The sequence below is a fragment of the Staphylococcus sp. HMSC071G07 genome, assembly GCF_001811435.1.
Classification (GTDB): Bacteria; Bacillota; Bacilli; order Staphylococcales; family Staphylococcaceae; genus Staphylococcus; species Staphylococcus pettenkoferi.
In genome coordinates this window covers 415,618-430,473 of the sequence record NZ_KV804768.1, presented here as the reverse complement: position 1 = coordinate 430,473, position 14,856 = coordinate 415,618, and the positions used below count along the sequence as shown (strand labels likewise).

The 14,856-nt window shown below is 38.9% G+C and carries 11 protein-coding genes; all 11 read left to right on the top strand.

The window, feature by feature from the left end; genetic code table 11:
- Nucleotides 1-7: 7 nt before the first annotated feature.
- The 11 genes from prfB (at nucleotide 8) to rapZ (ending at nucleotide 14,856) form a co-directional block, all read left to right on the top strand.
- A protein-coding gene (prfB, locus tag HMPREF2802_RS06445) for a peptide chain release factor 2 (protein WP_100207903.1) occupies nucleotides 8-1,121 on the top strand; the annotation gives its coding sequence in 2 pieces (ribosomal slippage) (nucleotides 8-79 and nucleotides 81-1,121; 1,113 coding nt in all).
- A 489-nt stretch (nucleotides 1,122-1,610) separates the two neighbouring features.
- The gene (locus HMPREF2802_RS06440) at nucleotides 1,611-2,603 is read left to right on the top strand and encodes a CHAP domain-containing protein (protein ID WP_070503164.1); all 993 of its coding nucleotides are present in this window, start codon (nucleotides 1,611-1,613) and stop codon (nucleotides 2,601-2,603) included.
- A 339-nt stretch (nucleotides 2,604-2,942) separates the two neighbouring features.
- Nucleotides 2,943-3,176, top strand: a complete 234-nt coding sequence (locus HMPREF2802_RS06435) for a CsbA family protein (RefSeq protein WP_040806976.1) — start codon at nucleotides 2,943-2,945, stop codon at nucleotides 3,174-3,176.
- Between the two features lie 372 nt (nucleotides 3,177-3,548).
- Nucleotides 3,549-5,531 (top strand): excinuclease ABC subunit UvrB, encoded by a 1,983-nt coding sequence (uvrB, locus tag HMPREF2802_RS06430; protein WP_070503163.1) that lies wholly within the window; start codon nucleotides 3,549-3,551, stop codon nucleotides 5,529-5,531.
- A 5-nt stretch (nucleotides 5,532-5,536) separates the two neighbouring features.
- On the top strand, nucleotides 5,537-8,371 hold the full coding sequence (gene uvrA, locus HMPREF2802_RS06425; protein ID WP_070503162.1) for an excinuclease ABC subunit UvrA: 2,835 nt from the start codon (nucleotides 5,537-5,539) through the stop codon (nucleotides 8,369-8,371).
- Between the two features lie 498 nt (nucleotides 8,372-8,869).
- Entirely contained in the window at nucleotides 8,870-9,811 is a 942-nt protein-coding gene (hprK, locus tag HMPREF2802_RS06420; RefSeq protein WP_002472935.1) for an HPr(Ser) kinase/phosphatase, read from the top strand.
- Nucleotides 9,812-9,814: 3 nt separating this feature from the next.
- Nucleotides 9,815-10,660, top strand: coding sequence for a prolipoprotein diacylglyceryl transferase (gene lgt, locus HMPREF2802_RS06415; RefSeq protein WP_070503161.1), 846 nt, complete (start codon nucleotides 9,815-9,817; stop codon nucleotides 10,658-10,660).
- Complete coding sequence (locus HMPREF2802_RS06410; RefSeq protein ID WP_070503160.1) at nucleotides 10,660-11,139, top strand: acyltransferase; 480 nt, start codon at nucleotides 10,660-10,662, stop codon at nucleotides 11,137-11,139. Before lgt ends, HMPREF2802_RS06410 begins: the two co-directional genes overlap by 1 nt.
- A gap of 20 nt (nucleotides 11,140-11,159) precedes the next feature.
- Nucleotides 11,160-12,596 carry a tetratricopeptide repeat protein gene (locus HMPREF2802_RS06405; protein WP_070503159.1) on the top strand — a complete coding sequence of 479 codons (1,437 nt, stop codon included), beginning with the start codon at nucleotides 11,160-11,162 and terminating at the stop codon, nucleotides 12,594-12,596.
- Between the two features lie 64 nt (nucleotides 12,597-12,660).
- Nucleotides 12,661-13,605: a thioredoxin-disulfide reductase gene (gene trxB, locus HMPREF2802_RS06400; protein WP_002472925.1), complete on the top strand. Its 945-nt coding sequence runs from the start codon at nucleotides 12,661-12,663 to the stop codon at nucleotides 13,603-13,605.
- A gap of 345 nt (nucleotides 13,606-13,950) precedes the next feature.
- Complete coding sequence (gene rapZ, locus HMPREF2802_RS06395) at nucleotides 13,951-14,856, top strand: RNase adapter RapZ (RefSeq protein ID WP_002472923.1); 906 nt, start codon at nucleotides 13,951-13,953, stop codon at nucleotides 14,854-14,856.

The following is a 14,856-nucleotide window of genomic DNA, read 5'->3' as shown; positions in this document are numbered from 1 at the left end:
GATAAGAATGGAATTATCCGAAATCAAACGTAATATCGATGCCTATGCGGCGAAACTCGACCAAATTAGGGGGTCTCTTTGACTTAGAGGAGAAAGAGACAAACATCCAGGAATATGAAGAGATGATGGCAGATCCATCATTCTGGGATGATCAGAACAAAGCGCAAGAGATTATCGATAAGAATAACGCTTTGAAATCAGTCGTGAATGGTTTCCGCGATTTAGAAAGCACACTCGAAGATATGGATGCAACGCGTGAATTGTTAGCTGAAGAGTACGATGAGGACATGAAACAAGATTTAGAGTCAGATGTGGAAGATTATCAAAGTAAGTTGGATTCTTTCGAACTTCAACTGCTGCTCGACGGGCCTTACGATGCTAACAATGCTATCTTAGAGCTTCACCCAGGTGCAGGAGGTACAGAATCTCAAGATTGGACGAGCATGTTGTTGCGCATGTATCAACGTTACTGTGAGCAGAAAGGGTTCAAAGTTGAAGTTGCGGACTATCTTCCAGGCGATGAAGCGGGCGTGAAGAGCGTGACGCTTATCATTAAAGGGCACAACGCTTATGGTTATTTGAAAGCTGAAAAAGGTGTTCATCGTCTCGTTCGTATCTCACCATTCGACTCTTCTGGTCGTCGTCATACGTCATTTGCATCATGTGACGTCATTCCAGAATTTGATAACAATGAAATAGAAATTGAAATTAATCCAGATGATATCTCTGTAGATACGTTCCGAGCTTCTGGTGCAGGCGGTCAGCACATTAACAAGACGGAATCCGCTATCCGTATTACCCACCACCCAACTGGTATTGTCGTTAACAACCAGAACGAGCGTTCACAAATTAAGAACCGTGAAGCAGCGATGAAGATGTTGAAAGCGAAATTGTATCAACTTAAATTAGAAGAGCAAGAACAAGAAATGGCTGAAATTCGCGGTGAACAGAAAGAAATTGGATGGGGTAGTCAAATCCGTTCATACGTCTTCCATCCATATTCTATGGTGAAAGACCATCGTACGAATACTGAAACAGGTAAAGTTGATGCAGTGATGGACGGCGATATTGGGCCGTTTATCGAAGCATATTTACGTAGCCAAATTGATCAAGAATCTTAATATCGCACTTATAAACGTGAGTAGGCAGGAAGTGTTTGAGGCGCTTCTGTCTGCTCTTTTTATGTTTTTTGAGTAGGTTGTAAAAGTTAAGAGAGGGCAAGGTTGATAGTCAGTTTACTGTAAGTTTGAAAAATATAGTTATTACAGAGGGTGTATAAAAGGGGGAGGATTTAGGAACAGATGGGCAACGTTTAATGTGCAGTGAACAAGTGAGCGGAGAGAATTATATTGTAAGTATACATTTTCAGTGAGATAACTAAATGAAATGTTCATGCAGTTGTGTTACAAAGCAGAATGGAGGGTATTTTACTAAACTAGGGCAAACCCTTGATAATACTAGGATTATAAGGGGTGGAGAAAGTGGTTCGATAATTAAAGTGCATGATCATTTCACTTTTATATTACATAATGATGACATATAATATTACCACTCAGAATTGTGCTATAGTAAGTTTAACAAAATAATTACAGCGAAGGATTGAACTAATTATGAAGAAAACGATTACATTATCAGCAGTTTCATCAGCAGCTTTGTTTTTCGGAATTCATGGCGTTGCCTCTGCAGATCAAGTTCACACTGTGAAAGATGATGCACAATTATCTGATATAGCTTCAACATTTGCGACTAATTCAAACGAACTTAAATCTCTTAATAATATAAATAGTAATTCAGTAAATGCAGGAACTGATCTTATCATTCCTGATGTAGATATTTATGAAGTGAAAGCAGGCGATTCAATTCAAGGTATCGCATCTGCTCACGACTTAACAGTAGAACAACTTTATCAATTAAACCCTTACTTAGGTGATGTGATTCATCCAGGTGATTTACTAGCGCTTTCTGAAAAGGGTTCTGCGCATTTATATAACTTATACCAAGCCTATAGCCAAGGCGGTACGACTTATGCATCAAATTCAAACTATGCATCATACAATGCTAATAGTTCAGCACCATCTTACAATGCTAATTCAGGAGCTGTAACACAAGCACCAGCAACTCAATCAGCACCTACGACTGGACAAACTTCGTCACCAGCATCATACACACAATCTTATACGCCAACAGCGTCACAAAGTTATACAACGTCAACTAAAGCGCCTCAAGCGTCACAACATTACTCAGCACCTGCAACAGTACATCATCCAGCATCTACAAATGCTGCTAACTCTTACAGTTGGGGTTACTGTACTTACTACGCATTTGAACGCCGTCAACAGTTAGGCCGTGGCATCGGTAACTATTGGGGCAATGCGAACAACTGGGCAAATGCTGCGCAACGTAACGGTTACACTGTAAACCGTACACCTGAAGTTGGTGCAGTATTCCAAACTACTGCAGGTAGCTATGGTCACGTAGGAGTCGTTGAAAGAAAGAACAATGATGGTTCAATCCTCGTTTCTGAAATGAACTGGAATGGCGGTTTCGGTAAGAAATCATACCGTACAGTTACAAACCCAGGTCAATACAGCTACATCCACTAGGATATAGATTTAAATAATATTATAGACGCGTCAATTTCTATCGTTTTACGGTAGATGTTGGCGTGTTTTTTGTGGAGTAGAAGAAATGAGTAGAGTGTCAGCGTCGTTCCTTTATTAATGCGATGGTTTAATATCTTTAACTGTACGACAATAAATTTCAAATCCTCTTATAAAATACTTTGAAAAATAACGCTAAAACTTGCATAATTTAGATAACCACTTATCTAGGAAATTCGTACGTTAAAAGTTAGTGAAATTGAAGTATGAATTGGAAGAAATATTATAATAGTGCGTTCAACTTGAGTAAGTATTTTGAAGAAGAGAAATGGGTGAAGCGAATTGATTTGGTATTTCATGGCAGCGTTCTTTCCGTGCGTACTGATAGTGCTTTTTAGTGTGCTCACACGCAGCAAGTGGGTTGGCACATTACTGACATTAATATTGATTGGCGTCTCTGTTTGGAAAGGCTTCTTTCATAATGAGTGGATTATATTTATAGATGTCGTTTCACTGGCGGCAGGTTATCTTATTATCGATCAATTACAGTTTCATAAACATCAAGATGATGAGTAACTGTACAGTTCCATTTCTGTTCTTATTATATGGCCGGCTAGACGCTAGCTCTACAGGTTTAAAATTTTTAAAATAGGCAAACATAGATAAGTAACTATGTTTGTTTTTTTATGTTGAAAAGTGACCCGATATATTAAAGATAATTTGCTTCTGAGATAAATAAATAGCTAGTTTAAGATAACTTCTTGAGTAAATTTTGATTTTGTCTCAGACTCTTTTTTATGCTACAAAATAAGTTGATGATAAGCGAACAAACGTTTGGACTTCGTATAATGAATCTGTTAAAATATGAATAAGTATAACGGGCGAATAGAAATAAGCAGTGTCAAAGATGACAATTATAAGCGATTAATCAATAGGAGTGTATGATATATGGAGCACCATCCATTTAAGTTATCTTCCGAATTCGAACCACAAGGGGATCAACCTCAAGCGATTAAAAAGATTGCAGACGGCGTTAAAGCAGGTAAGCGTCATCAAACCTTACTGGGTGCCACAGGTACAGGTAAGACCTTTACGATGAGTAACGTAATTAAAGAAGTAGGCAAACCTACCTTAATAATTGCTCATAACAAGACGTTGGCGGGGCAACTTTACAGTGAGTTTAAAGAGTTCTTCCCTGAAAATAGAGTAGAATATTTCGTAAGTTACTATGATTATTATCAACCTGAAGCGTATGTACCTTCAACTGATACCTTTATTGAGAAAGATGCTTCTATTAATGATGAAATTGACCAATTACGTCACTCTGCTACGAGTGCGTTATTTGAAAGAGACGATGTCATTATCATCGCCAGTGTCAGCTGTATTTACGGTTTAGGTAACCCGAAAGAATACCGCGACTTAGTAGTTAGTATTCGAGTAGGTATGGAAATGGATCGCAGTGAGTTATTACGTAAACTCGTTGATGTTCAATATACACGCAATGATATTGATTTCCAACGCGGTACTTTTAGAGTGAGAGGGGACGTCGTAGAAATCTTCCCTGCTTCTCGAGAAGAAATGTGTATTCGTGTGGAATTCTTTGGTGATGAAATTGATCGCATCCGTGAAGTTAACTACTTAACAGGTGAAGTGCTCAGAGATAGAGAGCATTTTGCGATCTTCCCGGCTTCCCACTTCGTTACTCGTGATGAGAAGATGAAGGTGGCAATTCAACGCATCGAGAAAGAACTTGAAGAGCGTTTAGAAGAATTGCGTTCTGAGAACAAACTGTTAGAGGCACAACGTCTCGAGCAACGTACGAACTATGATTTAGAGATGATGAGAGAAATGGGCTTCTGTTCTGGCATCGAGAACTACTCTGTGCATTTAACATTACGTCCTTTAGGTTCTACACCATATACATTGCTTGATTACTTTGGTGACGATTGGTTAGTTATGATTGATGAATCTCACGTGACGTTACCTCAAATTCGTGGAATGTATAATGGTGACCGTGCGCGCAAACAAGTGTTAGTCGATCACGGTTTCCGTTTACCAAGTGCAATGGACAACCGTCCACTTAAATTTGAAGAGTTTGAAGAGAAAACGAATCAACTCGTTTATGTCTCAGCTACGCCTGGTCCGTATGAAATGGAACATACCGACGAGATGGTGGAACAAATCATCCGTCCAACAGGCTTATTGGATCCTAAAATTGATGTCCGACCAACTGAGAATCAAATTGATGACTTACTCAGTGAAATCCACACGCGTATCGAGCGAAATGAGCGTGTCCTAGTTACGACGTTAACCAAGAAGATGAGTGAAGACTTAACGACATATATGAAAGAAGCGGGAATCAAAGTCAATTACTTACACTCGGAAATTAAGACGCTCGAGCGTATTGAAACGATTCGTGACTTACGTATGGGTACGTATGATGTTATTGTAGGGATTAACCTCTTGAGAGAGGGACTTGATATACCAGAAGTTTCTCTTGTAGTAATTCTTGATGCCGATAAAGAAGGATTCCTTCGTTCGGAACGTTCTCTCGTCCAAACTATCGGACGTGCAGCGCGTAATAGCGAAGGGGAAGTAATCATGTACGGCGATAAGATTACAGATTCTATGCAACATGCCATAGACGAAACGCAACGTCGTCGTGAAATTCAAATGAAATTTAATGAAGAACATAATATCACGCCTACTACAATTAATAAGAAGATTCACGATGTTATCAGCGCGACGGTGGAGAACGACGACACGAACGAGAAGAAACAATCCGAAGTGCCTAAGAAAATGTCTAAAAAAGAGCGTGAAAAAACAATTGATAATATAGAAAAAGAAATGAAACAAGCAGCGAAAGATCTCGACTTCGAAAAAGCAGCCGAACTTCGTGATATGTTATTTGAATTAAAAGCAGAAGGGTGACATGAATGAAACAACCATCCATTTCAATTAGAGGAGCAAGAGCACACAATTTAAAAGGTGTAGATATCGAAATACCTAAGAATAAACTCGTCGTGATGACAGGTTTATCGGGTTCAGGTAAATCTTCACTTGCTTTTGATACGATTTATGCTGAAGGTCAAAGACGTTATGTCGAATCACTCAGTGCATATGCACGTCAATTCTTAGGTCAAATGGATAAGCCAGATGTCGACAGTATTGAAGGGTTGTCTCCAGCGATATCAATTGATCAGAAAACGACGAGTAAAAACCCGCGTTCCACTGTTGCAACAGTAACGGAAATTTATGATTATATTCGTTTATTGTATGCCCGTGTAGGCAAGCCATATTGTCCTAACCATGGTATAGAAATCGAATCTCAAACAGTGCAACAGATGACAGATCGTATACTCGATTTAGAGGAACGTACGAAGATTCAACTCTTAGCACCTGTCGTTTCACATCGCAAAGGTTCACATGAAAAGCTTATCGACGATATTAGTAAGAAGGGTTATGTTCGTGTACGTGTCGACGGTGAAATTACAGATGTAAATGAGGTATCTGAATTAGATAAGAACAAGAATCATTCAATTGAGGTTGTAGTCGATCGATTAGTAGTTAAACCAGGCATCGAAACACGTCTTGCAGATTCTATTGAAACGGCGCTTCAACTCTCAGAGGGTACGCTCATTGTTGATGTCATCGGTGGCGAAGAGATGAAATTCTCAGAGAACCATGCGTGTCCAATCTGTGGTTTTTCTATAGGCGAATTAGAACCTCGTATGTTTAGTTTCAACAGTCCGTTTGGTGCTTGTCCAACATGTGATGGTCTAGGACAAATCCTACGTGTAGATTTAGATTTAGTCGTACCTGACCCAAACAAGACGTTGAATGAAGGTGCTATATTACCTTGGGAACCAACGAGCTCCGATTTCTATCCAACGCTACTTAAACGTGTGTGTGAAGTTTATAAAATTGATATGGATAAACCTTACAAGAAGCTCACACAACGTCAGAAAGACATTTTAATGTATGGTTCAAAAGGTAAGAAGATTGAATTTATGTTCCGTCAAAGAAACGGACAGAAACGTAAAAGAACCATGGAATTTGAAGGGGTTGTTCACAACGTTAACCGACGTTACCATGAATCACCTTCAGAGTACACGCGAGAGATGATGAGCAAGTATATGACGCAGCTTACATGTCAAACTTGTCATGGTAAACGTTTGAGTCGTGAAGCACTCTCTGTTTATGTAGGAAATAAAAATATAGGCGATGTTGTAGCTTATTCCATTGGAGAAGCGTTAAATTATTACGACAACCTTGAACTTTCTAGTCAAGATCGTACAATTGCAGATCAAATTCTTAAAGAAATCTATTCACGTCTGAAATTCTTGTATAATGTGGGACTTGAGTATCTTACATTAGATCGATCAGCAGGAACTTTATCAGGTGGTGAAGCACAACGTATTCGCTTAGCTACTCAGATAGGTTCAAGACTGACAGGTGTATTATATGTGCTTGATGAACCTTCAATTGGTTTACATCAACGTGATAATGACCGTCTCATCAACACATTGAAAGAGATGCGTGATTTAGGTAATACATTAATCGTAGTTGAACACGACGATGATACCATGCGTGCAGCGGATTATCTTATTGATGTTGGTCCTGGTGCAGGTGAGCATGGTGGTGAAATCGTTGCGAGCGGTACACCTAAGCAAGTCATGAGAAAGAAATCATCGCTTACTGGTCAGTACTTGAGTGGTCAGAAGTTAATAGAAGTTCCTGAACATCGACGTGAAATTACAGATAGAAAGCTGCATATCAAAGGTGCGCGTAGCAATAACTTGAAGAACGTTAACGTGGATTTACCTCTATCTACAATGACAGTAGTTACTGGTGTTTCAGGTTCTGGTAAAAGTTCGTTAGTCAACGAAGTCCTCTACAAGACATTATCGAAAGAAATTAATAACTCGAAAGTAAAACCAGGGGATAACGATGGTATCGATGGACTTGATCAACTTGATAAAGTTATTGATATCGACCAATCTCCAATTGGACGTACTCCGCGTTCTAACCCGGCGACTTATACGGGTGTGTTTGATGATATACGTGACATCTTTGCTCAAACGAATGAAGCGAAGATCAGAGGCTATTCTAAAGGCCGTTTCAGCTTCAACGTTAAAGGTGGACGTTGTGAAGCATGTAAAGGTGACGGAATCATCAAGATTGAAATGCACTTCTTACCGGATGTGTATGTACCTTGTGAAGTTTGTGATGGTAAACGCTATAATCGCGAAACATTAGAAGTGACTTATAAAGGTAAGAATATCGCGGATGTGCTTGCGATGACCGCTGAAGAAGCAACACACTTCTTTGAAAATGTACCGAAGATTCATCGCAAGTTGAAAACATTGGTAGATGTAGGTTTAGGTTATGTGAAGTTAGGTCAACCTGCGACGACACTTTCAGGTGGTGAAGCGCAACGTGTTAAACTTGCTTCCGAATTACACAAACGCTCTACAGGTCGTTCAATCTACATCTTAGACGAACCAACGACAGGACTTCACGTTGATGATATTCGTCGTCTACTGAATGTGCTCAATAAACTTGTCGACAATGGAGATACCGTGGTAATTATCGAGCATAACTTAGATGTGATTAAGAAAGCAGACTATCTGATTGATTTAGGACCAGAAGGTGGCGACGGTGGTGGCACCATTGTAGCGACAGGTACACCTGAAGAGGTGGCTGAAGTTAAAGAAAGTTATACAGGTCAATACTTGAAACCTGTATTAGAAAGAGATACACGCCATTAGATAGAAATTGGCATTCTCGTTTTCTTGAGTGAGTTAGAAAGTGAGAATGCCTTTTTGTATCATTACATCTCACGTCTTACTTCGCTATTTATACCGTTCTTAATCAATTTTTAATGTGTTCCAATAAAGCTTTTTGATATCATGAAACTAAAGTAGTATGGTGTAATGAGTGTATGCATATTACAATTCACTATGTAAGATAAGAATCTGTATTGAATCATTGCCGATTTTTTATGAAAATATGTCTTTAATACTAAGCGGGATAGCTGGTTGAGTTCGAGAAATATTTAGCTTTCTTGAACTCTCGCACTACTTGTGGTGATAGAACTACGATATTACATATTTCTGAGCTACTCCCAAGGGTTACTATTTTATGACAATGATTAGAGCAATTCACTTTTATAGTGAAATAATGATAGAATGAAATGAATGTAGTGACTTTTACATCAATCAGCATCAGCTGACTTGAAAAGTACTAAGAGTGATAGAGGTGTACGGATGTTAACTACGAAAAGTATTATTGAACGCTTTGAACTGAAACTCGTGGCTGGAGAACAGGGTCTGAACAAGAAGATTATGAATACTGACATCTCAAGACCAGGTCTTGAAATGGCAGGCTATTTCTCTCACTATGCTTCAGACCGCATTCAACTGCTCGGAACGACAGAGTTATCGTTCTATAATTTATTACCAGACGAGGAGAGACAAGGGCGTATGCGCAAATTGTGCCGTCCTGAAACGCCCGCTATTATCGTGACTCGTGATCTTGAGCCACCTCAAGAATTGTATCAAGCAGCTGAAGAACTCGATACGCCTCTCATTATGTCGTCAGTCGCGACAACGCAGCTCATGAGTCGGCTTACTACTTTCTTAGAGCACGAGCTTGCTAAGACAACGTCCATCCATGGCGTGCTGGTCGATGTATATGGCGTAGGTGTCTTAATTACAGGTGATTCTGGCATCGGTAAAAGTGAAACTGCACTAGAACTTATCAAACGTGGACACCGTCTCGTTGCAGATGACAATGTCGAAATTCGTGAAATAACGAAAGACGAACTTATTGGAAAGCCGCCTAAGCTCATCGAACATTTACTTGAAATACGAGGGCTGGGGATCATCAATGTGATGACACTCTTCGGGGCAGGTTCAATTCTTACAGAAAAACGTATACGTTTGAATATTCATTTAGAAAATTGGCATGAAGATAAATTGTATGATCGCGTTGGACTTAACGAAGAAACGCTGCGAATATTAGAAACGGAAATTACGAAGAAGACCATTCCAGTGAGACCAGGTCGTAACGTTGCGGTCATTATCGAAGTTGCAGCGATGAATTATCGCTTGAATGTCATGGGAATTAATACAGCGGAAGAATTTAATGACCGCTTAAACGCCGAAATATTAAGAAATAGCCAGAAAGAACAGGACAAGGAGAACTAAGGCATGAATTTTACTCTAAATTACATCGATCCCGTTGCCTTTCAATTAGGACCTATTGCGGTGCGATGGTACGGTATTATCATCGCTTGTGGCATATTATTAGGTTACTTTATAGCGCAACGAACACTTCAACGTGTCGGATTTGATAAAGACGTACTCGTAGATATTCTCTTTTGGAGTGCGATTATTGGCTTTATCGTCGCTCGGATTTACTTTGTTATCTTCCAATTTCCATATTATGCGCAGCATCCAGCGGAAATACCGAAGATCTGGCATGGAGGCATCGCCATTCACGGCGGTATTATCGGTGGCTTCATTACAGGTATTTTCATCTGTAAGCGTAAAAATATTAATCCATTTCAAATGGGAGATATCGCCGCGCCAAGTATGATACTTGCTCAAGGTATCGGACGTTGGGGTAACTTTATGAACCATGAAGCGCATGGTGGACCAGTGTCACGCTCATTTTTAGAACACTTACATATTCCTGACTTTATTATTGATAATATGTATATTAATGGTGTTTATTATCATCCAACATTTTTATATGAATCGATTTGGGATGTCCTTGGATTTATCATCCTACTCAGTCTTCGCAAGCACTTGAGAATCGGTGATACGTTTGCATTATATCTCATTTGGTATTCAATCGGTCGTTTCTTTGTAGAAGGATTACGTACTGATAGTTTAATGTTGACGAGTCATATCCGCATCGCCCAACTGATGTCTATCGTTCTCGTGATTGTGGGTATCGTCATCATTATTATTAGACACGTGAAGTTCAAACCACAACGTTTTAAAGAAGCTAAGCCTTTACCATGGCCAAATCAACGAGCAGGTGAGCGTTAGTGCGTAAGTTACAGGAACAGAAAGTGAAAGGTGCCAACCCACTGTGGCAAATGTATCGCTTTGTGCAACGCGGCCGTTTATTTAAGAATACGCTGATCATAGAGTTAACACGTTATATACCCAGTTTAAAGCTCAAGCGCTGGGTATATATTCATTTGTTAAACATGACGATTGGTCAACATACTGCATTTGCTTTTAAAGTTATGCCGGATTTACTCTATCCTGAACTGATTACGATAGGGGAGAATTGTGTCATTGGCTATAACACTACCATTCTCACTCATGAATTCACAGTTCAAGTACATCGTAAAGGTCGAGTAAATATTGATGACAATACATTGATAGGTGCGAATGTTATAATACTACCTGGTATTCATATTGGATCGAATGTTCAAGTCGCTGCAGGAACTGTTGTGAGTAAAGATGTTCCTGATGGTGCTTTAGTAAAAGGAAATCCAATGCAAATCATTAAAGACTAAAGATTAAAGGAGGTGACCCCATGGCACAACGCAACAATGTGATCCCAATGAAAAGAGATGAAAGTTTCTATCGAAATATGGCTGAGCATCGATTTGCGCAACAAGATTTTAAAAAAGCGGCAACGTATTTTCAAAAAGTGCTGGAAGCGTCACCTCAAGCCTTTCAAGTGCTGAATAAATATGCTACGTCATTGACGAAATTAGGTTTAGGTAAAAAGGCTGAAGCGCTCTATTTCGAACAAATCGCAGAAGGTGCAAATGTCGAAGAGAGCTATTATGAATTAAGCCAGTTAAACATTACATTAAATGAACCGAACAAAGCATTCTTATTTGGAATTAATTACGTGATTATTTCGGGCAATAAAGATTATCAAAAAGAGTTAGAGTCGATGTTCGAAGTCTCTTATCACGCACCAGAGAATTTGGAAAAGGAAGCGCAATTATTCTCGACTCAACTCATCTTCCAATATTTATTCTCTCAAGGACGTATGGAAGCGGCTCATGATTTCATCTATAGACAAAGTGAAGAAATCCAGCAACATCGCATCGTGAGAAATCTCTTGGCTATGTGCTACTTGTATATGAACGAGTACGATACAGCCAAAACGATGTTTGAAGCGTTACTTGCGGAAGATAATACAGATGTGCATGCACTCTGTCACTATACATTGTTGTTGCATAATATGAACGAGACAGAGAAGTATCAACGCTATTTGAAATTACTCAGTAAAGTTGTACCTATGAATGACGACGAGTCATTTAAACTTGGTATTGTGTTGAGCTATTTGAAACAGTATGAAGCTTCTCAGAAGTTACTCGTTCCGCTCTATAAAAAAGGGAAGTTCTTATCTTTACAAATGTATCACGCTTTAAGCTATAACAATTATTTCCTAGGAAATATTGAAGATAGTGAATATTATTGGAATAAATTACGCGAAGTCTCTCAAGTGGAAAGCGGTTATCCACCTTGGATGATAGAGAAGAGTAAAGAACAATTTAATACTCAAATCTTGCCGTTATTGTTAGATGACGATGATCATTATCGTATTTATGGTATTTTCTTGCTTAATCAATTGAAAGGTCGAGAGATTCTACTCACTGAAGAAATCTGGAAGATACTTGAAAGCATGAATGATTACGAGAAACTTTATCTCACCTATCTCATTCAAGATTTGAAGTTAAATAAATTGGATTTTATACATCGAGGTTTACAAGCGATATATGAGCAACCGTCATTGCGACAATATCAAGATGTGTTTATCAGATGGATTGATTTAGCCGAAACGATAATCGATACCTATGACGAGTTGCCTGAAGTAGAACCCTTTGTAGCTGCAACTATCTATTTGTATTTCAGTTCAGAAGGACTGAAGATGACGAAGAAACAGCTATGTGACTGGTTTGATTTAACTTATTATCGTCTCGACAAAGCAATAGATATATTCATGAGCATATAGTTTTTACAAAGATAGGGCGTGTTATATAATGCGCTTGATGATAAATAACTAGGAGGCAATGTAGATGACTGAACAAGTGGATTTCGATGTTGCAATTGTAGGCGCAGGTCCTGCAGGTATGACAGCAGCAGTTTATGCTTCTCGTGCAGATTTAAGTACAGTAATGATTGAAAGAGGTATGCCAGGAGGTCAGATGGCAAATACAGAAGAGGTTGAGAACTTCCCTGGCTTTGACTTTGTGACAGGTCCAGACCTTTCTACTAAAATGTTTGAGCATGCGAAGAAATTCGGTGCTGAATATCAATATGGCGATATCAAGTCAATTGAAGACAAAGGTGACTATAAAGTAATTAATTTAGGTAACAAAGAAATTACAGCTTATGCTGTGATTATTTCCACTGGTGCAGAATACAAGAAAATCGGTGTCCCTGGTGAACAAGAACTCGGCGGTAGAGGTGTAAGTTACTGTGCCGTATGTGACGGTGCATTCTTCAAAGGTAAGAAACTTTACGTTATCGGTGGCGGTGACTCAGCTGTCGAAGAAGGTACTTTCCTTACTAAATTCGCAGATAGCGTAACAATTGTACACCGTCGTGATGAATTACGTGCTCAAAAAATCTTACAAGATCGTGCGTTCAAAAATGACAAAGTTGATTTCATTTGGAGTCATACGTTGAAGACGATTAATGAGAAAGATGGCAAAGTAGGCTCACTTACACTTGAATCCACTAAAGATGGTTCAGAACAAACAGTGGATGCTGATGGTGTATTTATCTATATCGGTATGAAACCATTAACAGCACCATTTGAAGATTTAGGCATTACAAATGAGACAGGCTATATCGTTACCAATGACGATATGAGCACATCTATCCCTGGTATTTATGCTGCTGGTGACGTACGTGAGAAAGGTTTACGTCAAATAGTTACAGCTACAGGTGATGGCAGTATCGCAGCACAAAGTGCCAATGCCTATATCGAACAAGTGAAAGAGAAACTTGAAGGTTAATTGAGTTTCTATCTTCCGAGAGATTCATATCGAGGGTGTTCTGACCCTCTATGAATCTCTTTTCTATACATAATAATGGCGTATAGAGTCCGGAGAACTTGCATTGCCTATAGTTATATTCAGCTCAACTCCTAAACTTAACATTGTGATATGTATGACTTTTCATGTAAAATATGATGGAGAGATAAACGTTCTTTATCACAAGAGCAGCACTAGATTGTAACTTGAAACAATTAAAATTTTACATAGTTGACTAGTGGTCAAGCATAGAAGACGTTGAAGAAAAGGTAACGTGAAACAAAGCAGCAACAACATAACATAAAGCAACGGATGGTGGATTGAGAAATGCAACGAGATGACAAAGATATTGTGAAAAGTGAACTGTTAGTCGTAACAGGATTATCAGGGGCAGGTAAATCATTTGTGATACAAACTTTAGAAGACATCGGCTACTTCTGTGTCGATAATTTACCGCCGATACTCTTGCCGAAATTTGTAGAACTGATGGAGCAAGGGAATCCATCGTTACAGAAAGTCGCTATTGCCATCGACCTTAGAGGTAAAGAGTTATTTAAATCCTTGATTAAAGAAATTGATCAGATCAAGAGTCGTAATGACGTTATTGTAGATTTAATGTTCTTAGAAGCGACGAATGAGAAACTGATTTCACGTTATAAAGAGTCTCGACGTGCACACCCATTAAACGATCAAGGTCAACGCTCATTAGTAGAAGCGATTGATGAAGAACGCAAACTGTTATCAGAAATTAAAAGTTTAGCTAATTACACGATAGATACCACACATTTAACAACGAAAGAATTGAAGAAACGTATTAATGATTACTTCACTTCCAATAAATACGAGCCTTTTAGTATTAACGTTACTAGCTTTGGCTTCAAGCATGGGATTCAAATTGATGCGGATCTCGTCTTTGATGTGCGTTTCTTACCTAACCCGTACTATGTTGAATCATTGAGACCTTTAACGGGTGAAGATGATAGTGTCTATCAGTATGTGATGAAATGGAAAGAAACAGAAATTTTCTATAACAAACTCATGGATTTATTGAAATTTATGATTCCAGGTTATAAGAAAGAAGGTAAATCTCAGCTCGTTATTGCGATAGGTTGTACAGGTGGACAGCACCGCTCTGTCGCATTAGCGAAAAGAATCGGCTCAGAATTGAAAGAAAGCTTTGATTATCATGTATATGTGCAACATCGCGATGCACATATTGAAAGTGGCGAATAA

What these genes read in the sequence shown, in the direction of transcription:
- lgt (WP_070503161.1), top strand. Translation starts at nt 9,815, where the DNA reads ATGAATTTTACTCTAAATTACATCGATCCCGTTGCCTTTCAATTAGGA.
- rapZ (WP_002472923.1), top strand. Translation starts at nt 13,951, where the DNA reads ATGCAACGAGATGACAAAGATATTGTGAAAAGTGAACTGTTAGTCGTA.
- uvrA (WP_070503162.1), top strand. Translation starts at nt 5,537, where the DNA reads ATGAAACAACCATCCATTTCAATTAGAGGAGCAAGAGCACACAATTTA.
- hprK (WP_002472935.1), top strand. Translation starts at nt 8,870, where the DNA reads ATGTTAACTACGAAAAGTATTATTGAACGCTTTGAACTGAAACTCGTG.
- HMPREF2802_RS06405 (WP_070503159.1), top strand. Translation starts at nt 11,160, where the DNA reads ATGGCACAACGCAACAATGTGATCCCAATGAAAAGAGATGAAAGTTTC.
- uvrB (WP_070503163.1), top strand. Translation starts at nt 3,549, where the DNA reads ATGGAGCACCATCCATTTAAGTTATCTTCCGAATTCGAACCACAAGGG.
- trxB (WP_002472925.1), top strand. Translation starts at nt 12,661, where the DNA reads ATGACTGAACAAGTGGATTTCGATGTTGCAATTGTAGGCGCAGGTCCT.
- HMPREF2802_RS06440 (WP_070503164.1), top strand. Translation starts at nt 1,611, where the DNA reads ATGAAGAAAACGATTACATTATCAGCAGTTTCATCAGCAGCTTTGTTT.